We start from the raw sequence: 20,315 nt of genomic DNA on the forward strand, positions 1-20,315 counted from the left end.
ATAAGAAAAAGGATAGGATCGTCAGAAATCACCTGACCCCTATCCTTTTTCTTATTTTCTAGATCAAAAGACCCCGCAAAGCTCAAAACTTTTTCTATATTCAGGCGTCAATTACTAGTAAACCATTCCATTATGCCTATACCATTTTGATAGGAGCCTGTTTTACATGACCGTCAGCACGTATACATCGATTTTGGAAACGGACAAACGAATCCGAAAAGCTTCTCCTAACCTTGAACCCAAGGTGGAGATGTACAAGCTCTTTCTTGCTTCTACAGACGCTATTGAAATCCATATCAATAACCTGACGCATCCTTTGACTACCATCAGAATCTATGACATCCATCGAACAAAACTTGCAGAAGCTGAATATAGTCCAAACGCCCCCATCATCCTTCCGTTTTTTCCGGAGGAAGATGGTCTTTACTACGTGCAGCTGACGATTGGGCCTGATCCAGACCCTCAGCACACCTATCAACTGCACGTAGATAAGTACAAGCGCCTATCGGGGATCATCAATCAGTCGGAGGAATTTTCCGAAGAAAATGGGCCGTACATGATCGGACCAGAGGATGTCATCATAGCTGCTGGGACTTCCATCAGTTTTGAAGCAGGTACATCCATCAACGTACGGTGTCAAAACAAGATCGTCGTCCAAAACGGTGCCTCTATTTCTTTTCGCGGGGAACCAGATAAACCCGTCGTCGTCATCGGCGCCATTGACGATACAACCGCGCACCGTTGGAATCAGCTCATGTTATCCCCTTTTGCTGAGGCAAGCTTCCAGCAAATCATTGTGCAATACGACAGCGACGAAGACGGCGTGGACTTCCTAACCTCAGCAGCCCCTTTCGTGGCGATTGCCTCATCCGTTGAAGAATTCGAGTCAACCGTTGCTAAAACGAACTATGTGGAGCGGGCCGCTGTCTTGTCTCCCTCTTCTCGCCTGGACTTCATCAAAACTTGGTTCCAGCAGTCCAGCCCTTACCGCTTCCATATTTTGGGCGACCTCTTGCCTGAGCTTTATTTCGGCATTGATGTCACCACCTTTGCGCGATGGGAAACGGATACGAAACGGATTAATGAAGAACGCGTAGAAGCTGGTGAAATCAATTACTGGGATTTTGTTAACGGCAACTTCACTGCCGATTTAATAGAAGCTACGTATCTGTTTGCCAATAATGAGAGAAGCCCTGAGCTGCGAATCCAACGATTGATTGATTTTCTGATCATCGCGCAAAAATGGAGGAGAAAACACGGATGCTTCAGCCTGTTCGACATGCTTGATCCGTTTCATGATCACGACGAGGAATTTTACAAAACGTTTGAACAGATGTCTTCCTCTTTTTGGCTCGCACACAATACGTCCATTATTCACTGGGATACTCTTTCGCGAGAACTCGGCATTTGGCAAAAAGAAAGTTTCTTCGAACGGCAATTCATCAACTCTGTCATGATTCGCCTGCACTTCGCAGCCGATTTGCCGTTCACTCTTCCGGGGTATGGAAACAACATTCCACCTGTCGGCTTTCTCGGTATTTCCATTCACTTTGGTCCGTTCCGCTATCCAGAGGATTATCCGGCTCCCGGGCCTGAATTCGACGTCAATTACGGCGAACTCTCTACAGCTACCTATGTAAAATTTATGTTCGAATCCTTGCTCAATGGCAAAACGAATCCCGTCTACACGTGGTGGATACCTACACAAGCGGATAAGGAGCTGTTTCGAACCTTGCAGGAAAAGGGCATTTCGCTGGATTCCCCTCCGGAAGACTGGGACCGCGAATTCGTGCAGCCTGCTAGAAAAACGCTGGAGGAGATTCGGGCCTACTATCTTAACCCAACTCTTCGAGAAGATAAAAGAACGATGTCCTCCAACTGTTGAGGTCGGGGGAAGCCATGACACATGTTTTCCAGTCGCCTATATCCTCTCTTCGTTCGGGCGGTCTCCTTCCAAACATGTGCCATGACTTTCGAACAGCAGAGGATCATTTCGATGGTTAGACCTTTTTCTCAGTTATGTCTGGAAGTCTCTTGAAGTAGATGATCTTTTGCTTCATCTTCTGGTGTAGTCTGTAGGAATTATTTCGATTTTAGAGATCTCGATTCATATTTCAGAGCTTCTTAAGCTGCGTAGAAAGAAGCGCATTTCCAGTCCAAGCGCCTCTGGAGCCCAACCCAGCTCCGAAATGAATGGCGGGGAATTTCAGCTTCACTTATGAGATACTTCCTCGAAACTATCTACGTTTGAAGCGCTCCCGCCATTCATTTCGGAGCGAACAGTGAATCCCCTCTTGCGGGGCGTAGGCCGAAGCGTAGACTGGAAATGCGCTTCTTTCCCCCACTACAGCTACGAAAAAAGCTTCCTCAATCTGAGAGAAGGCTTCCTCTTTAATTCACAAAATTTTTCCCATAGTAAATCTCGTCCATCTCTATTTGCAATTGCTTCGTAATATCCTCCTGCTCCTCTGGTGTCAGCCTATCCTTCGTGTATCCAAACAAATAATTGTTCAGATCAAATTGCCTGCGTTTACATTTGGTATGGAAAATATTATCTTGGTACACATTCACATCAATCATATGGAACAATTCCTTAATTTCCTCGGGAATATAATTTTGGATCGAACTGATGTCGTGATCGATAAACAGCTTATATCCATGAATATCCCGGGTAAAACCGCGCACCTTGTAATCAATTGTCATCAAGTCTGTATCAAACGAACGAATTAAATAATTGAGTGCTTTGAGCGGAGAAATTTCGCCACAGGTCGACACGTCAATATCGGCCCGGAATGTACTGATACCCTCTGTTGGATGGTACTCTGGGTACGTATGCACCGTAATATGGCTCTTGTCCAATTGCAGCACCACATTTTCAGGCAAAGGTCCGGGGGATTCCTCATAAGATTCAGTAGGGACTTCTACGACTGGCCCCTCGGATACAAGAACCGTGACGCTCGCACCTTGTGGTACATAATCTTGTTGGGCGACATTCAATATATGTGCGCCGATAATATCCGACACGTTTTTCAGGATATTCGTCAAACGCTCGGCATTATATTGTTCATCTATGTATTCGATATACGCTTCCCGTTCCGCTTTTGTTTTTGTGTAACAGATGTCGTACATGTTGAAGCTGAGTGACTTGGTCAAATTATTGAAGCCATGCAGCGTAACGTTTTGTTCCGTTTTTTGTTCCAAGAGTCATTTCCCCCTGTGGTATCCAAAACTCGTTCGTTCTTACTTTTTCCTCCATCTCGTTCATAAATACCTATTACTTTTGTCCTATCAAAAAATGATTCAATAGCATCAGATAAACTTAACGAAATATGGTTCTAATCCACTGGGTTTAGTGGTAAAATATCGAAGTGTGTCAAAATTTAGCAGAAAGGGGGAAATTATCATGCATTGGTATACAAGCGTGTTGAAACAATACGTCGCTTTTGCAGGAAGAGCTAGACGTCAAGAATATTGGATGTTCACTTTGTTCAACATCATCGTATCTTTGGTAATTGCTCTCGTAGACTCATTAATTGGTACAGCATCTGTTTTGGGTATGATCTACTCACTGGCAGTATTACTGCCTAGTTTGAGCGTAACCGCTCGCCGATTGCACGATACAGGAAGAAGCGGTTGGTGGATCCTTCTCTCGTTTGTTCCTTTGGTCGGTGCAATTATTTTACTCGTTTTCTTGTGCCAAGACAGCAAAGAAGACAACCAATACGGTGCGAATCCAAAAGCTTCGCAATCCTTCTAATGTCTCCATCACCTCTCCTGATAAAGGAGAGGTTTTTTATTTTTGGCCCAAAGAAAAAACGGCCGTTCGGGGTTCCCCAAATGCCGTTTGATCCATTACCGTTTTACGCCTCGTCCCAAAAACGTCGCAAGTTGTCCCTCCTAATCTTGGAGCAGACAGCACCCTTTCGACCACTGCCTTTTCTCCCTCTTCCGCTAAGGTCGACAGCTGCTTTTGTGCGATTATCCTGCCTGTATGATCAATGAAACCAACCAAGATTTTGGTCCCACCCAAGTCCAGTCCAATCGCATAATCATCTTTTGCCATGCTCGTCGCTCTTTCTAGTGTCAGAGCGATTCGCTTTCGTTCCTTTAACCAATCGTGTATTGTGCAAACATGTCGTCTACTTTGTCTACCATTCGACAATATCTCCTAAAGTAAAAAAAGTGATCATCCTATAAAATGGTATATATAGGAAGTTTTTTGGGAGGGGCGATGAAATCCATCTCATTATTCTGTATAGAGTACCTAAACATCTGGCATCCACTCGATGAGCGTTTCAGAGCTACATTACCACTGTCATGAAAGGTTGATGTTCATGTTTAAAAAAGCCTTGATCATCCTGACATTAAGCTCAGTTGTCGCTGTACCATGTTTAGCCGCAGAAGCCCACGGGGCATCTCTACCTTTACAGGAGAAGGCGCCAGCCTCCGAAAAAACAATAATCAAAAATGCCGCATTTGGCCAGGAAGTCTGGGTAATGCTCGGCTCCCCTATTCCAAGCGGTTGGGTCGTAATCAGAAGTACTGGTACTATGAACCTGATTAAGGATGTAAACAAGGCCCCTGCTGGTTACGAAGTTTGGGTTATGCTCGGCTCCCCCATTCCAACTGGATGGGCTGTGATCAGAAGTTCTGGAAATATGAACTTGATTAAAAATCTTAACAACGCTTCTTCTGGGCAAGAGGTATGGGTGATGCTAGGCTCGCCTATTCCTGACGGATGGATCGTTATCAGATCAACGGGAACAATGAACCTGATCAAGCACCTATAGGAAAAACTAACCAATTAGGTAACTGCATTCATAATAGATAGACACATGGCATCATCTCATCTACAAGCTGACGTCGAAACTCAATCGACATCAGCTTGTTTCTTTTCTTTTTGGCCATAGGCCGAGGGCTCCTGTTCCGAAGAGCATGCCGCTTCACGACGCGTTTTGGAGAAGGAAGCGTATCTAAGTTTGCTTACATCGCTTTTGGCGGTATTGGTCTCGGTGGAATCGGTGCTTTTGAACCAACATAGCGATTTCTAGCTGCACCTAGACCAAATATAAAGAGAAAGATTGACGCACAAACCAAAAGTAGAAGTGGAACAGTCCAGCTATCCGTTACATCATGCAGATATCCGAAGAGGGTCGGGCCTATTGCAGCAAGTAGGTAGCCAACTGATTGAGCCATACCGGACAGCTCTGCAGCCTGTTGAGCATTCTCTGTACGCAAGCCAAAAAACATCATCGATAAACTAAATGCAAAACCTCCACCAATTCCGAGCAGGATGATCCACCAAACAATGAAATTCGCGTTTCCGTAAAGTAATCCAAGAGTCCCCATTAAAAGCAAGATGGCCGTAATCGTAACTAAAGAGCGTTGACTGGACATACGCCCTGCGATAATCGGAACGACAAAAGTAAATGGAAGCAAGGCTAACTGCATAATGGAAAGTAACCAACCAGATTGATCTGAACTTGTTCCTTGCTGTTTTAAGATTTCAGGTAGCCATGTGATAAGTACATAGAAAATCATGGATTGGAGTCCCATAAACAAGGTTACTTGCCACGCTAGTGCGGAACGCCATAAATTCACACTGCTATCGGCCGATTGATTTTGACCGGTGGCTGTTTCCCTATTGCGGCGTTTCATTTGAGGTAGCCAAAATAATACAGATACCAAACTAAGAATGCCCCATATTCCCAATGCCCCTTGCCATCCAACTCCTAATCCAACTGCAATGGGAACACTAATACCAGATGCTATTGCCCCTAATAAATTCATAGAAATGGAATATACACCAGTCATTAAACCAATTCGTCTAGGAAACTCTCGCTTAATAAGGCTAGGCAACAATACATTCGAAACGGAAATTGCCAATCCAAGAACAGCAGTACCGATATATAAAGTAGCGATTCCTGGGAGAGAACGCAAAAAAATCCCAAAAGTAAGAAGGATGATGGAAATTAGAATCATTCCTTCTACTCCAAATTTTCGTCCTAATTTAGGAACAAGAGGAGAAATAAGTGCAAAGGCTAATAGGGGCAACGTGGTAATCATACCTGCCAGCGTATTCGAAATATGTACATCGTCCCTAATAAGACCAACTAGAGGCCCCACCGAGGTTAACGGAGCCCGTAAATTGACTGCAATAAATATAATACCTACAATAGCCACCCAAGCCGCTGATCTAGTAACACTTGTCTTTGATTTTATATCTTGAGTGCTCATCATTTTCCCTCCTTCATTCGAGACCGGAACAAAAAGTATATTATAATATACATTTAACCAAAAAATATACTATAATATATGACGATTGTCCAATATCGATCCTCTCTCATAAATCACAACAAAAAATAACCCTCTAGCAACCATTCTGTCGATAAAGGGTCATAGTCGTGGTAGTCTATGAGAATAACAGGGGATTGATTATTAGACCCCGTATTTCAATATAATATGGAGCACAACAAGATCGTCGGACTGATTTATATATGAATGCGTGCCATCTGCACAAAAACTAATCGAATCATATTGATTCAAGACGTATGACTCATTATTGACATGAATGGAAAGGGTTCCTGACATTACTGTCGCAATTTCCGTTGTATTGTGGTGATGCTTCTCTGGATAGTACGAGCTATTCGGTTGTAAATAAGCTCTATACGTTTCCATTTCATTACTTACGTTTTGAAAGATTGGCTCAATGACCCAATCCTTATTATCCCCAGCAATTCTGAGTCCCTTCCCAGCTCTGGACAGATTCACACTGTTTTCCGTTGAGAATAGCGCCAAGAGTGGTATCGATAAGCATTTCGAAATTTTCCACAGCATCCCGATTGTTGGGTTGGTTTCTCCACGCTCAATATTTCCAAGTGTCAGCTTGCTCACACCGGATAATTCTGATAAATCTTCCAGGCTCAAATGCTTCTCTTTACGAATTTTTTTTAATACCCCTCCAACCTGTAAAACAACTTGTTTTGGATCATCGGTTTCTAGATTCACTTTAAGCCTCCCTTTATCATAACGATGGAAACTATAAAAAATATGCTAGTAGCATTCATATACTATCGTGGATGAAATCATACTAAATATACCAGATCATTAATCATAACCCCTTGAACTACTCCCACCTACGCTTACATTTAGAGGTGGGAGATTCCTACGTACGGAAACCTAGCGGCTTCTAATTGAGTAGGCTATCCCCGTAATCCCTACGGTTACTGCGATTATGCAGACAATAGTCTTTTGCCTTCAGCAAGAATGTTTCGACTTGCGTTAATATCCCTATCGTGATGCGCTCCACACTCAGAGCAATTCCATTCACGTAGGTTAAGATTTTTAACGTCCTTGTTTTGGTATCCACAATTTGAGCATAGTTGAGAAGAAGCGAACGTCTTGCCTACTGTAACTACAGTTCGACCATACCAATTCGCTTTGTACTCAAGCATCGTTCTGAATTGATACCAAGAAACTTCACTGATTGCTTTAGCTAACTTGCTATTCTTTAACATGTTAGATACCTGCAAATCCTCAATCGCTATGATGTCGTGGTTTTTAACAACATACGTTGAAATCTTTTGCAAGTAATCTGTCCTTGCATTCGTAATACGCTCATAGATTCTTGCTACTTTAATGCGTTGTTTGTTCCAGTTAGAACCTCCTTTGGTTCGTCTTGACATTGTACGTTGCTCACGAATGAGCTTTGTTTCCATCTTTCGCAAGAACTTAGGATTTTCAAACACTTTACCCGTAGAGAGAATAGCGAAATCCTTCAAGCCGACATCAATTCCAACTTCTTTATTAGCTCTAGGCAAGGTCTGAACCTCAACTTCTACAAGTATAGACACGAAGTATTTACCTGACGGATTACGTCTAACCGTAGCGTTAATGATTCGCCCATCTACCTCACGACTCTTGGCGTATTTAACAAGTCCAAGTTTAGGGAGCTTGATATACTTATCGAATACAGCGATGTTTCCTTTCGTATGTTTTGTGGTGTAGGACTGAACTCTATTCTTCTTCCCTTTGAATTGTGGGGTATCATTCTGTTTTTTGAAAAAACGAGAATAAGCATCTGCTAGATTTTTAACAGAAGACTGTACAGCAATAGAATCTACTTCTTTTAGCCATATGTATTCTTCTTTTAGTGAAGGCAATTGAGCAGAACATTCCTTATAGGACAAACCCTTACTTGTTTCCTTGTATATATCGTTCCACTTTGCCAAAAAATGATTGAATACAAAACGAGCGCATCCGATTGTCTTGTTGATGAGTGTCACTTGCTCTTGAGTTGGATAGATACGAAACTTAAATGCTTTATTCACCAACATTTGATTTTCGCCTCTCTTCCGCATATACTTAGTATATACTTTTTACTTAGCATACATCAAGCATATTTGTTAGAGGTGAAAAAATGAGTCGAATTCCAAAGCTTATCAAGTTCCCTAAAGAGTTGATAGAAGCTATAGAGAAGTACCAAAAAGAAAACTACATTTCATCATTTGCAGGAGCAGTCTATGAGCTGATACGGAAAGGTTTAAAGATGTCGGACAATTGAGATGACATATAGTCATCCCTTGTCCGAAGCCATTCATCTCCCGCCTACTCACTGGTGCTGTCGCACCTTCACGTTCCTTGAGGTGGGAGTCTTCTTGGCTAAAATGATAAAAAAAGAAACCCTTCCTGCCAAAACAGAAAGGGCCTCCTCTAGCTGGTCCACTACTTAAACCAGCCTTTTTCCTTGGAATGCATAATCGCTTCAATTCGATTGCTCACACCGAGCTTGTCGAGAATGACAGAGATGTAATTTCTCACAGTGCCTGTCGTAATGTACAACTGACTGGCAATCTCCTTGGTGTTCTTCCCGTCAGCGATCAAGACCAGGACTTCCTTTTCCCGCACCGTCAGCGGATTCTCCTGTCCGTATGCCTCATCCACCAGCTCAGGGGCGTAGATCCGTCGCCCCGCCATTATGCTGCGAATCGAGCTGGCCAACTCTTCGCTCGGACTGTCCTTGAGCAAGTAGCCGTTTGCACCTGCCTTCAGCGCTCGTTCGAAGTAACCTGGGCGAGCAAAGGTCGTTAGAATCATCACCTTGCAGCCGCTACCTTTCAATTCCTCGGCAGCGTCCAATCCGCTTTTGACTGGCATTTCGATATCCATAATGCAAATGTCGGGCTGATGCTGATGCACGAGCTTGACGGCATCCTCACCGTTACTGGCTCGCCCGACAACCTTCATATCCTCTTCCAAATCGAGCAGGGAAGCAAGGGCTCCTAAAAGCATCCGCTGATCCTCTGCAATGACAATGCGAATCATCCTCCCGCCTCCTGTTCCGGTTGTTTGAAGACATTGGGTACCCGAATCACTAGCTGTGTTCCGGACACGGAAGACTGGATTTCCATGCTTCCGTTGACAAATTCCAGCCGTTCCTTCATCCCGCGCAAACCGTTGCCTCGGTAGACCAATTCCTCCGCCATTCCGATCCCATTATCCGTTACCCTTACGACAAGATCGGTACGAGTGGGTTCGATGACAATGGAGCAGACAGTGGCATTGCTATGCTTCACAATATTGTTGACCGCTTCTTTCAGGCACATGCACAACACGTTTTCCGTCATCAGCGAAGTATTGGTCAGATTCGTGTCGCCTTCCAGCACGAATTCAATTTCCGCTGCCTTGAAAATTTGTTTGATCCGAAACATCTCATCCTCTAGCCGCGTCCCACGCATTTGCGTGACCATTTCCCGTACTTCTTTCAAAGCGATTCGTGCTGTCTGCCTGATTTCCTCCAGCTCTGTTCTCGCCAGAGCAGGATTTTTGTTGATCAGCTTGTTCGCCAAATCGCTTTTCAACCCAATTAGGGAGAGCTTCTGCCCCAACGTATCGTGCAAGTCCCGGGCAATGCGTTGGCGCTCCTCGAGCTTGACCAGCTCTGATATTCGCTTGTTCGCATGCTCCAACTCTCCCTGCAGCTTCTCTCGCTTATTCCAGTTGTACGTGGTTACGGGCAAGAGAATGACAGCTATCATGCTAACCAAAACAAATGGAAGCTGACCGATCAATTGCGCGTTTTTGGTAAAAAATCCGATGTTGACCGATATGGTGGTGCTAATCAAATGAACCGTGTACAGCGTAACAAAGCCGATTCTGTTCTCGATATTCCCGATAAAAAACGCCAAGAAGAGCGAGAAATACACATAGCCGAACATCAAGGTCATGGCGATGGATATGATGATCTGCACACTCGTCCAAAAGTAAATCAGCCAGCCCTTTGACAGAAAGGAGAATACATAACAAATGAAAAACAGAATGATCATGATGATTCCGATCACCGCTTCGTACGTCGAGGATGACCGGAAGATGAAATAGAATGGCAGGATGTAGAAGACAACCCACACATAAGGGCTCAAGCCCGTATTTTTTTGAAGAATGTGATACCACTTCTGCTTCTGCATACTTGCCCACCTTTTCTTCGCCACTCTCTCAAGTGTATCGGAATTCAAAGGTTTATGGCAGGCTTATTTTCCTTCCAAGCTCGGTTTGGAGCCTTGGAGTGCATCCATGATCGCTTCTGATCGATCAGCAGCCAATCGCTTGATGCCTTTGAAGCTCACAAAGCGCTTGTTGCTTTCATCCCATAAATGAAACCGCAGGCACTGCAGGCTGGACGCCAGTGTAATCGTTGTCGCCATATGAAGCGGCGGTGTCTCATTATGTGCTTTTTCCAAGTTGTAATTCGGTACGCGTGGGCTTAAATGATGGACGTGGTGAAAGCCAATATTGCCTGTGATCCATTGCAAAGCCTTCGGCAGCTTATAGTAGGAGCTTCCTTCTACTGCTGCTTTCACGTAGCTCCACTCTTCTTCGTTCTCAAAGTACGAATCCTCATACGTATGCTGCACATAAAACAGCCAAATCCCAAACAATCCCGAGACAAAAAAGATCGGACCTTGAATCAGCAGGAATGCTTGCCAGCCAACCGCCCAGATTAAGAGCGCATAAAGACCGACCAGCAGCACATTCGTTAAGTACGTATTCAACCGCTCTTTGCGGCGAGCTCGCTTTACATTAAAACGATATTGGAGCAAAAAGACAAAAATAGGACCCAAACCAAACATAACGATCGGATTACGATACAGCCGATAAGCAATTTTATGCCAAATTGGAGCTTCGAGATATTCATTAACAGTCATCATCCACAGATCGCCTACGCCCCGTTTGTCGAGGTTGCTGCTCGTTGCATGGTGAATATTGTGACTATTTTTCCACTGTTCATACGGAACGAGGGTAAGTACACCAGTAATTGTCCCCACGATGTCATTCGCCAGACGTTTTTTGAAAAAGGATTGGTGGCAGCAATCGTGGCAAATGATGAAGGTACGGATGACGAAGCCAGCCGCGACAATGACGATAGGCAGCGTGAGCCAATAGGACACGGACAGACTGAGATAAGCACCGTACCAGAGCAGAATCAGCGGAACCAGCGTATTAATCAGCTGTCGGATACTCTTTTTCATCTCTGATTTTTCAAAGGGGGCAACATTCTTTTTTAACTCGGCAATGTTGGCTTGATGCATCAATTGTTTCCTCCTCGATCGAAGCGTACAGGGCCATAGAATTCGCCGGACGCAATATTCTATCTTTATTGTAGAAAATAGCGTCTGACCGCTGTAGTCATAAACGTCAAGTCGAGGATATGACAAATGTCATGGCTGAATAAATGAATGGAAAATTTAGGGCGCATGAACTAAGCGGTACACCCATATTATGCCAAGAAAAGACCCCATCCATACTTCTGATGAGGTCTCTCGCTTTGACGCCTTATTCTACTTACTTCACATCAAGGCGCTTCATGATATCTTCGAGCAGCAAATTCGCTGCCTTGATACCGCCTGCTTTGTTCCAAACGGTTTCGTCTACTTGGTAAACCTGATTGTTTTTTGTCACATTCAGAGATTTGAAGACTGGACTTTCCATCCATTTTTTCGCGTTGTTCGCAACGTCTTTCGATTCTTTCGTTGGCTCCGTTACCCAGTAGAACAGGATATCCCCATCCATAGCGGACATACCTTCTTCGCTGATCATTTCTGCAAAGTTGTTTACGTCCTGGGAAGCTGGACGTGCGAGTCCGAGCTGATCGAGCATCACACCGCTAAAGGTATCTTTTTGATAGATTTGTACGCCTTTTTTGGAGAATTTCGCAACGGATACTTTCGTAGAAGCTTTAGAACCCAGCTTTGCTTTTGCAGCTGCTACACGGTCGTCGAATTCTTTCATGACTTGCTCGCCTTCCGCCTTCTTGTTCAGTGCTTCTGCATAAAGCATGAAGTTGCTTTTCCATCTACCGGACAGCTCTTCTGAGAATACGGTTGGAGCGATTTTGGACAGTTGATCGTAAATCTTTTCATGACGTACTTTGTTCCCGATGATCAAATCAGGGCTCAGGCCTACAATCGCTTCGAGATTCGGCTGGTCTTCGAAGCCCAACACTTCTACACCTGTCATCTCATCTTTGATGTGAGAATACCAAGGATCTTCATCCCAGGACTGTACAGCAGCGATTGGCTTGACGCCAAGTGTAAGCAACGCTTCGGTACCTTCATTAGTCAAAATAACCACGCGTTTTGGTGTTCCTTTAATTGGAGTGGTGCCCATTGCGTGTTTCACTTCACGTACTTCATTAGAATCGGCTGGTGCTGGAGTAGCCTCAGTCGTCGTTCCCGATGCAGCTGGCGTCTGTTGAGCTTGATTGGCATTGCCTCCACAACCGGCAAGGACAACCAGTAAGCACAGCGCGAAGAAGCTGGTCATGATGTGGCGCATGGTACGTAAACTGGTCTTACTTTTCATATCGAGAATGCCCCCACTTCTGCTTATCAACTTAGTGATAACAATTATCAATTGATAGTATATAGAGACTCCTCTTACTTTTCTATGGACGTCATTGTCTAATTGCCATGGACCAGATTACCCCTGTTCGGCCTGGAGAAAATACGCTGTGCTCCTTTGAATCGTATGCTCTCTGCCAAAAGGTCCCCATGGGTCCCATTCGTGATTGGCTGGATGGTACACTTTGTTTTCCCGTACCGCACGCAAGTCTCTCCACAGCGGATTGTTCCACAGCGCTGCCACATGCTCCCGTTCGCTCCAGAACACGATGATTCGCTCCGGGTTCAATTCGATCAGATCGTTGAGCGCATGTGGTTTATAGGCTGCGTGGGTCACATTCGGATCAGGCGCAAATCCAAGCTTGTGATAAAACAAGTCAGCGAGGGCGTGCCCCTCAACACCATACAGGCGCACCTCATCCGCAAGGACGCGAATCATCGTCCATTCACCCATGCGTGTAACTGGCAACAGCGCATCTCTTGCTTGTTTTTCCACTTTGTCGATGTGCTTGATGATTTTCTCTGCCTGACTCTCTTTTCTGAAGAGCGTTGCCAATCTGGTTTGGTAGTCTATCCAGTTCGGATAGCGGTCAAAGGAAACTGTTCCTTTTATTTTCTCCCAGTCTCCTGCCTCCCGATTGTGGAAAAAATTCATTCTGACAATCACATCAGGCGATAAAGTCAAAATTTCTTTCGGATCGATTAACTTCTCTGCATTCAGTGCTTTTGTCCCGCGCAGCTTTTGCTGCAAATAAGAAGGAAAGCCCGTCCTCGTTTCAAAATAGTTCGGGAAGGAGGGCGCAGCAATCGGCTGAATGCCCATCGCAAGAAAATGATCCTGCAAAAACAGCTTGCTGACCACGACTACCCGCTGGTCACCTTGCTTCATATAAATTTGCGGCGACAATCCTTCGCGTTTTTTGAAGAGTCTACTAAAATACAGCTCATCGGCATAACCAACGTTACGAGCTACATCCTTCACGCTTCCTCCGGAATGGGCAAGCAGCTCCTTGGCATGCTCCATCCGCAGCCCAGTTAAATACTCCCCAGGTGTCATTCCCGTCGCACGTTTAAAAGCACGGCAATAAGAGCTGGGGGTCAACCCCGCCAGTTTCGGCAAGCTTCCCAATTCCAGTGACTCACGGTAGTGTTTTTGCATGTAAGCGATGGTCTCCTCAATCGCTCCAATGCCCTTTTCCTCTTTCTTTTTCTGTTCATCATGAACAGTACCAAGCAGCTCATAGAGCAGCGCTTGGCTCCGCAAAAAAGAAGAGTAGTCCCGCTGCCGTGTCAATTGCGAGAGCTCCTCCAATACCGTCAGAAATGAGGCAGGAGTAGAGACAGTCAAAACCTTGACTTCTTTCCTCTCAGGAGCGCTCTCGTGCTGATTGCGTCTCGCTTCCACGTAATGCAGCCTGTATATGTGCAACGGTCCTGATTGACACCTCAGTTCTTCTATCTTCGTCGTCGGGTGCAACAACAAGAGCTTTCCGGCGTCGAGCAGCTGCTTTTGACCATCAACCGTAATCTCTGCACTTCCTTCTGCCACATAGCAAAGGACATGGGTGTTTACCTCCACCTGACGCAGGTGAAAATTGTTCAATCGCTGTTTGCGAAAGGCGGTCATCAAAAAGCCAGGATAATCTTGATTAATCGTCAACAGACTCACATCCTTCTATCACCGGAAATAGCAAGAAAAAGTAGACAAGCTGATTGCCAGAATCAGCCTGTTCTACTTTCATCATGTTGGAGATCTTTGTATTTGGCAAGTATTTGCCTACGTCTATTGTGAGGAACGATTCGAACGGAACATCAGCAAGAACAGATATGGCGAGCCTAGCAACGCCACCACTACCCCCGCCGGAATATCTTTCGGGATCATGACGATCCTTCCCAGCAAATCAGATGCAGCCAGCAATACAGCTCCAAGCATAGCGGAGACAACAATGGCACGGCGATGATGAGGTCCAACCAGCATACTGGCTGCATGGGGAGCGAGAAGACCGATAAATCCTACGGCTCCGACACTAGCAACTGCCGCTGAAGCGAGCAACACGGCAATGACTGCCACAGACAACCTCGTCATCCGCACCTTTAACCCCAATCCAGTCGAGCTCTCGTCGTTAAATGACAAGAGGTCCACCCGACGACCTAACCACCACGCGATCGGAGCTAAAACGAGGATCGCAGGCAACAGGCGGCCTACTTCCATCCATCCCCGCCCGTATGTACTTCCTGCCAGCCAAGTGAGTGCAGGCGCTGCCAAGATCATCGAATGTACGATTAAGATATTGATGAGTGCGGCACCTGCGGCAGACACCGCAATACCTACAAGGGTTAATATGATGGGATTGAGTTCCCTTCTCCAAGAGACCGCGTACACAATCGCAGCAGAGATGATCCCCCCTGCAACAGCCCCTAGCGGCATCCAAGCCGAGAGTTGAGGAAACACGAGGAGCACGATAATCGCCCCTACACCCGCACCACTCGTGACACCGACAATCTGCGGATCAGCCAGTGGATTACGTACTGCACTCTGCATGAGACTTCCGCTGATCGCGAGTGCCACACCTGCCAACATCGCTGTCAACAGTCGCGGCATCCGAAGCTCCAACACCAATTGACTGTACATCTCGTTTCCTTGTCCCATAAAAATGGCGATGATCTCTGTCCACGGCAGGTACAAGTTTCCGCTAGACAAGCTGAGCATCCAAACGACCACGAGCAACACAGCAAGCGTGGATACAATCAACGGATACGAAACTTTGCGTTGTGCTCCACCTACACTCATCGAGCCTCCAGTTCCAGCACTCATACTGCGCGACACACGCAAAGCCAGCCAGATCAACCATGGGCCACCAATAGCAGCCGTGATGGCTCCTGCCGGAAGTTCACCATAATGATTGATAAACATACGTGCAATCGTATCAGAACCAACAAGCAGCGCTGCCCCCCAGATGGCACATAACGGCAGCAGCCATCTATGCTGCGTGATACCAGACAAGCGCACTAGATGCGGAGCCACGAGTCCGATGAAACCGATAGGCCCGACCACGCTGACACTGACGCATGTAACCAAGATCGCAATAAACATGGTGAAAAGCCGTATTTTCGCCACCTTTTGCCCCAAGGATTTCGCCGTTTCTTCATGAAGGCTAAGTACATCAAGCTGCCTGGCCATAAAAAAGCTGACCAAAATCCCAGCTACAATCCATGGCCAACTGAATTCTACACCCGACCAGTCATTTTGCTTCAGGGAGCCCGAGCCCCAGAGGAAAATGCCATTTGTCGTTTCTTCGTTAAACAAGATGATGGCACTCGTCAAGGAGGAGTACACCAAGGTGACGATCATCCCGGACAATGCCACACGCACAGGTGTGCCTTTTCGCCCACCAGACATGAAGTATACGGTAACGGCTGCGAGTATTCCGCCCGCCATCGCAAATGGAAGCGGGTGGTCATGCAAGAATGATGGCCAAAAAACCATTCCGAACACCACGAAGAAATAGGCACCCGCATTTACGCCCAATGTCGTTTCCGAAGCGAGCGGGTTTCGTGTCACTGTCTGCATCAAAGCTCCGGCAATAGCCAATGCTGCACCAGACAAAAGCCCCATGACCGTTCTCGGAAGCCTGACACCTTGTATCATATGGTGATCGGAAATGTCTTGCGGAGCAATAATGGCCTGAATAACAGAACGCAGAGAAATGTCTGCCATCCCTTGTGTCAAACTGACAAATGTAAGCACTAACAGAGCGACAAATCCACTTCCTAACATCAAGAACAATCTCCAGCCCCCTCTTGGTGAGGAAGTGGCTGGAGTGATGTCAGATCGTGTAAACATTTTATTTTTGGCTAAACTCATTATTTTGCCAACAGATCAACAGCTTTATTCGCGAGAATCTTTGCAGACATGGTACCACCATACGGCCACAAATCTCCGCCCAGAGCATAGACGCGATTTTCTTTCACAAAAGTAAGGCCGTTCCAAACCGGGTTGTTTTTCAATTGATTCTCAATCACGTTGTCATCATCTTGAATGATATGGAGGAAATTCGCATCCTGTAACGCTGGAAGTGCCTCTACATCTGCCAGTGTCAATCCTGTTTGCTCAAATTTCTTTGGCTTATACTTATTTGTCAGACCAATATTTATCAAGATGCTTGCAGCTGTAGAGTTGTCCGTAGACAAGCGGAATTCTACTGCATTTTGGCTGCTGTAGCCCATTGCGAGGACAAATGGAACTTTATCTGCACCGGCTTTTGTCAGCTTTTCTTTTGCTTCCGCATAGGTCTTGTCGAGGTCTTTCAAAGCGGCTTCAGCTTCTGCATTTTTACCTGTAATATCCGCAATTTGCTTGAAAATCTCGATCATTCGATCATACTGTGATCCCTGACCTTCAGCAGGATTCGTATCAAAAGCAATCGTTGGCGCAATTTTGCTCATTTCATCGTAATTCGCTTCTACATTTCGTTTAATACCGATAATCAAATCTGGCTTCAACATCATGATCGATTCCAGGTTTGGGGAAGTACGACTCCCGACATCCACTACTTCTGGAGCAATCTCCACAGGGAGTTTGACCCATTTTTTCATATTTGGAATATCTGCAATCCCTACAGGCTGAATACCAAGAGCCAACAAATGCTCTGCTGAGCTCCATTCCAATGCAACGATACGCTTAGGAGTGCCTTTGATGGTCGATTCTCCCATCATGTGCTTCACTGTACGCACTTGCTCTTCAGCCGGCTTCGCCGCGTCAGGCTGAGCAGTAGCAGCTTGGTTGGAACCAGATTGTGCAGTTGTCCCTGCATTGCCGCAAGCAGCGAGTAACAGCATTGCAGACATAAATACAAGCATCACTGGTAGTTTCATAAGACGCATGAAAAAATTCCCCCTACTTTTCTAGGTGTTACTTCAATTGAAAAGGATGTTGCATGATGGTCATGATTTCCAATCAACCATTGATTATGATAATGATTATCATTATCTTTGTCAACGGTGGGATGTGTTCAAAGTCTTAAAAAATCTCCAGACTCAGAAAAATTCGTTTTAGACTGAACCCGAATAATAAAACAGCAGCGACCTAGGACTTGAAAAAAGTCTTAGACTCGCCGCTGTTTTATTACGCTATCGATCCCGTTGGTTGAACGAAACTCATTATTTGCGCTTATAGTTCCTGCCGTTAAGTTAATTCAATAGCCGATTTTAGACAACGTTCTGTTGGCTAACCTCATGAAGTTGCTTAAAGTTGCTAACGGGAATCGTTAGAAATACGATGATTAAGCATATTGCCATACGAGCTGTCCTTTTGGCGCTCTAGGTTTAAAGGCGGAGGCTCTTCTAGACTTAAGTCCAGTTCTTATTCAAGCCAAAGTCCGTTACCAAATCTTTCTAACCACTGTACGATTAATGTACAAACGGATCACGTAATTTGAAATGACGATCTGTTTAGCATATGCAGAAGAAAGGAAGATAAACGTTTGAACAACAAAATGAAGTTAGTAATGATTCTCCTGGCCGCTGCCAGTATCGGAATCGCTGGATGTACGAAGGAATCCTCCGTCACTAGTACACAAAGCTCGTCCCAGCAAAACGCTTCTATACCGACGAACACAATTGCAAATTCAGAAACATCGGACATTAAGAATGTCTCGAATGCAGGAAAAGGAGATATTTCTCAAATAGATGTAACTAACATTCATTCCCTAAAAATTCAGAGTAACGCTGCTATGGTTAAAGTCATAGGAGACAAACAAATCAATCAAGCAGAATGGGAATTATCTATGGGCGATTCAAAAGAAATGGATACCAACGTGACTACGTTGATCCAAGATGGAACATTACAAATTATGCTTAAACAGGAACAAAAGAAGTTGATAAATACGGAGCCATTGCCATCCTTAACGATCCGTCTTCCTTATAAAGACTTCAAATCCCTTGAGATAGATAATGAAGTTGGCAACATATTCATTGAGTCAGAATTGTCGGTCCAACATTTAAATGTGAGCAGCAATGCTGGCAACATTACCGTAACGGATGTAATTGGCAAGGAAAGCAGTAACATATCTACTAACCTTGGAAACGTAGAATTCGCTCTACCGGATCAATTAGCACCTCTATATGTAAGTTTATCAACTGAAATGGGGAATATTGATAATCAGGTTAATCTTGAAAAAGCAACAAATACCACATCGGTTGTTTCCAAAGAACTCCATGGATATGTGGGTGAGGCTCAATCCGAGAATGCAACGCTCAACATTTCCACACAAGTGGGCGAAATTCTATTCAAAAAATAAGTGTCATCATCGTACCAGGCTTGCCATAATCATGATCAGGCCTGGTATTATTAGCATCCATTATTAGATCAACAGACAGATGTTCATTGATAATAGAGTTTTAGACTAATTCATCGAACCCGTAAAATCAAACCGCTAATTGTACGGATGCATAAACACTTCGTACTGAATCCGACGTTCTTCATGTTACTGCCTTAAATAGTTGATATCGGTTCCTCTTTCAACAATATCATCGTTCAAAACCAAAGCCTTATGATCGTGATAAAACGTAAAGGGGCTATCTAGAAAGTCAATCTACGCCGACTTTCTAGATAGCCTCACTCCAAAACAACTTTGGCATCTCAACAGGTTCAGTCTACAACACTAATTCCTAGAGCTCTTGCTTCTTCGTAGGAATAATCTCTCCCGTTTTCGCATCTATTCCAATAGTGATAGATTGTTTGGGATCTTTTCCAGTAAACGTAAGGTTATATCTGCTAAATTTACCTACAAAGTTGTCTACAATATTGGCACTTGAAATCACATAGGATTTTGCTTCTGGATGTGAGGCATAGAATTTATCTACCCCGGGTTTTACATTTGGGTATGATAGAACTGTAGCAGCATCCAATGATTGTATGGTATAGCTGAGGTTCCCCGTTTTCGAATCTATTGCAAAGTGAAAAAAGTTTTTTGAATCTTTTTCAAGTCTAATAACATACTTATCATACTCACCTTTTGAAACCACATCTTGATAAGCACTGATCTCATAAGATTTCGTTTCTGAAAACTGTGCATAGACGTTATCGATTGCTGCTTTCACAGCCTTGTCGGCAAGAGCTTCGGAAGCTGAGAGCTTTTTGTAAGTTCCTGCATACAATTCTTGATTTTGAGCTACAGTCTTTTGAGTTGGGTTTTCATTTGCACTTACTACTAAAGCTCCAGATAGGGAAATCGCAGTAGCCAATCCTAAAGCTGCCAAACGTACGGATGTTTTTTTAAGGTTTATTTTCATACCAATTCTCCTTCACGTTTATGATTTTCTTTCCTAGGTATAAGTTAGAAAAAACTTCTAAAATATATAGTGGGATAAACTTAAAATTTTTATTAAAGTTCTTTGGTCATATAGCTTATCCCATGT

At 44.6% G+C, this 20,315-nt stretch carries 17 protein-coding genes and 1 pseudogene; 4 read left to right on the forward strand and 14 right to left on the reverse strand.

The features are described from left to right. Window positions 1–166 precede the first annotated feature (166 nt). Window positions 167–1,885 carry a hypothetical protein gene (locus tag E8L90_RS19025; protein WP_137030806.1) on the forward strand — a complete coding sequence of 573 codons (1,719 nt, stop codon included), beginning with the start codon at window positions 167–169 and terminating at the stop codon, window positions 1,883–1,885. Between the two features lie 506 nt (window positions 1,886–2,391). Here the strand turns inward: E8L90_RS19025 and speD are convergent. Beyond that, on the reverse strand, window positions 2,392–3,201 hold the full coding sequence (speD, locus tag E8L90_RS19035; protein ID WP_137030807.1) for an adenosylmethionine decarboxylase: 810 nt from the start codon (window positions 3,199–3,201) through the stop codon (window positions 2,392–2,394). 202 nt (window positions 3,202–3,403) lie between these two features. Here speD and E8L90_RS19040 point away from each other — a divergent pair, with 202 nt between their 5' ends. Continuing rightward, entirely contained in the window at window positions 3,404–3,757 is a 354-nt protein-coding gene (locus E8L90_RS19040; RefSeq protein WP_137030808.1) for a DUF805 domain-containing protein, read from the forward strand. 36 nt (window positions 3,758–3,793) lie between these two features. Here the strand turns inward: E8L90_RS19040 and E8L90_RS30905 are convergent, their stop codons facing one another. Continuing rightward, window positions 3,794–4,063, reverse strand: a complete 270-nt coding sequence (locus tag E8L90_RS30905; RefSeq protein ID WP_244297295.1) for a hypothetical protein — start codon at window positions 4,061–4,063, stop codon at window positions 3,794–3,796. Between the two features lie 271 nt (window positions 4,064–4,334). Between E8L90_RS30905 and E8L90_RS19050 the strand changes: the two genes are divergently transcribed. Then, complete coding sequence (locus E8L90_RS19050) at window positions 4,335–4,790, forward strand: hypothetical protein (RefSeq protein ID WP_137030809.1); 456 nt, start codon at window positions 4,335–4,337, stop codon at window positions 4,788–4,790. Window positions 4,791–4,983: 193 nt separating this feature from the next. Here the strand turns inward: E8L90_RS19050 and E8L90_RS19055 are convergent, their stop codons facing one another. The 10 genes from E8L90_RS19055 to E8L90_RS19100 form a co-directional block, all read right to left on the reverse strand. Then, complete coding sequence (locus E8L90_RS19055) at window positions 4,984–6,237, reverse strand: CynX/NimT family MFS transporter (protein WP_137030810.1); 1,254 nt, start codon at window positions 6,235–6,237, stop codon at window positions 4,984–4,986. 201 nt (window positions 6,238–6,438) lie between these two features. Next, complete coding sequence (locus tag E8L90_RS19060; protein WP_137030811.1) at window positions 6,439–7,008, reverse strand: helix-turn-helix domain-containing protein; 570 nt, start codon at window positions 7,006–7,008, stop codon at window positions 6,439–6,441. Between the two features lie 224 nt (window positions 7,009–7,232). Further along, on the reverse strand, window positions 7,233–8,336 hold the full coding sequence (tnpB, locus tag E8L90_RS19065; protein WP_137030812.1) for an IS200/IS605 family element RNA-guided endonuclease TnpB: 1,104 nt from the start codon (window positions 8,334–8,336) through the stop codon (window positions 7,233–7,235). Window positions 8,337–8,724: 388 nt separating this feature from the next. Continuing rightward, a complete protein-coding gene (locus tag E8L90_RS19070) occupies window positions 8,725–9,324 on the reverse strand; it encodes a response regulator transcription factor (protein ID WP_137030813.1) in 600 nt (199 codons plus the stop codon). Beyond that, window positions 9,321–10,463, reverse strand: coding sequence for a sensor histidine kinase (locus E8L90_RS19075; protein WP_137030814.1), 1,143 nt, complete (start codon window positions 10,461–10,463; stop codon window positions 9,321–9,323). The genes E8L90_RS19070 and E8L90_RS19075 overlap by 4 nt, the downstream gene beginning before the upstream one ends. Window positions 10,464–10,526: 63 nt before the next feature. After that, window positions 10,527–11,585, reverse strand: coding sequence for a Delta(5) desaturase DesA (gene desA, locus E8L90_RS19080; RefSeq protein WP_137030815.1), 1,059 nt, complete (start codon window positions 11,583–11,585; stop codon window positions 10,527–10,529). Between the two features lie 253 nt (window positions 11,586–11,838). Next, entirely contained in the window at window positions 11,839–12,858 is a 1,020-nt protein-coding gene (locus tag E8L90_RS19085) for an ABC transporter substrate-binding protein (RefSeq protein WP_137030816.1), read from the reverse strand. 117 nt (window positions 12,859–12,975) lie between these two features. Then, a complete protein-coding gene (locus E8L90_RS19090; protein WP_244297297.1) occupies window positions 12,976–14,556 on the reverse strand; it encodes a helix-turn-helix domain-containing protein in 1,581 nt (526 codons plus the stop codon). 123 nt (window positions 14,557–14,679) lie between these two features. After that, the gene (gene fhuB, locus E8L90_RS19095; RefSeq protein ID WP_341870813.1) at window positions 14,680–16,761 is read right to left on the reverse strand and encodes a Fe(3+)-hydroxamate ABC transporter permease FhuB; all 2,082 of its coding nucleotides are present in this window, start codon (window positions 16,759–16,761) and stop codon (window positions 14,680–14,682) included. Then, a complete protein-coding gene (locus E8L90_RS19100; RefSeq protein WP_137030818.1) occupies window positions 16,761–17,780 on the reverse strand; it encodes an ABC transporter substrate-binding protein in 1,020 nt (339 codons plus the stop codon). Before E8L90_RS19100 ends, fhuB begins: the two co-directional genes overlap by 1 nt. A 599-nt stretch (window positions 17,781–18,379) precedes the next feature. Here E8L90_RS19100 and E8L90_RS19105 point away from each other — a divergent pair. Further along, window positions 18,380–19,195, forward strand: coding sequence for a DUF4097 family beta strand repeat-containing protein (locus E8L90_RS19105; RefSeq protein WP_137030819.1), 816 nt, complete (start codon window positions 18,380–18,382; stop codon window positions 19,193–19,195). Between the two features lie 138 nt (window positions 19,196–19,333). Here E8L90_RS19105 and E8L90_RS31255 read toward each other — a convergent pair. Further along, a pseudogene (locus E8L90_RS31255) lies at window positions 19,334–19,426 on the reverse strand (phosphoribulokinase); the annotation flags it as partial. Window positions 19,427–19,565: 139 nt separating this feature from the next. Further along, window positions 19,566–20,189 carry a hypothetical protein gene (locus tag E8L90_RS19115; RefSeq protein WP_137030820.1) on the reverse strand — a complete coding sequence of 208 codons (624 nt, stop codon included), beginning with the start codon at window positions 20,187–20,189 and terminating at the stop codon, window positions 19,566–19,568. Window positions 20,190–20,315 lie beyond the last annotated feature (126 nt).

The sequence above is a fragment of the Brevibacillus antibioticus genome, from assembly GCF_005217615.1.
In the GTDB taxonomy this organism is placed as follows: Bacteria; Bacillota; Bacilli; order Brevibacillales; family Brevibacillaceae; genus Brevibacillus; species Brevibacillus antibioticus.

What these genes read in the sequence shown, in the direction of transcription:
- desA (WP_137030815.1), bottom strand. Translation starts at nt 11,585, where the DNA reads ATGCATCAAGCCAACATTGCCGAGTTAAAAAAGAATGTTGCCCCCTTT.
- E8L90_RS19115 (WP_137030820.1), bottom strand. Translation starts at nt 20,189, where the DNA reads ATGAAAATAAACCTTAAAAAAACATCCGTACGTTTGGCAGCTTTAGGA.
- E8L90_RS19040 (WP_137030808.1), top strand. Translation starts at nt 3,404, where the DNA reads ATGCATTGGTATACAAGCGTGTTGAAACAATACGTCGCTTTTGCAGGA.
- E8L90_RS19050 (WP_137030809.1), top strand. Translation starts at nt 4,335, where the DNA reads ATGTTTAAAAAAGCCTTGATCATCCTGACATTAAGCTCAGTTGTCGCT.
- fhuB (WP_341870813.1), bottom strand. Translation starts at nt 16,761, where the DNA reads ATGAGTTTAGCCAAAAATAAAATGTTTACACGATCTGACATCACTCCA.
- E8L90_RS19075 (WP_137030814.1), bottom strand. Translation starts at nt 10,463, where the DNA reads ATGCAGAAGCAGAAGTGGTATCACATTCTTCAAAAAAATACGGGCTTG.
- tnpB (WP_137030812.1), bottom strand. Translation starts at nt 8,336, where the DNA reads ATGTTGGTGAATAAAGCATTTAAGTTTCGTATCTATCCAACTCAAGAG.
- E8L90_RS19085 (WP_137030816.1), bottom strand. Translation starts at nt 12,858, where the DNA reads ATGAAAAGTAAGACCAGTTTACGTACCATGCGCCACATCATGACCAGC.
- E8L90_RS19100 (WP_137030818.1), bottom strand. Translation starts at nt 17,780, where the DNA reads ATGCGTCTTATGAAACTACCAGTGATGCTTGTATTTATGTCTGCAATG.
- E8L90_RS19070 (WP_137030813.1), bottom strand. Translation starts at nt 9,324, where the DNA reads ATGATTCGCATTGTCATTGCAGAGGATCAGCGGATGCTTTTAGGAGCC.
- E8L90_RS19055 (WP_137030810.1), bottom strand. Translation starts at nt 6,237, where the DNA reads ATGAGCACTCAAGATATAAAATCAAAGACAAGTGTTACTAGATCAGCG.
- E8L90_RS19025 (WP_137030806.1), top strand. Translation starts at nt 167, where the DNA reads ATGACCGTCAGCACGTATACATCGATTTTGGAAACGGACAAACGAATC.
- E8L90_RS30905 (WP_244297295.1), bottom strand. Translation starts at nt 4,063, where the DNA reads ATGGCAAAAGATGATTATGCGATTGGACTGGACTTGGGTGGGACCAAA.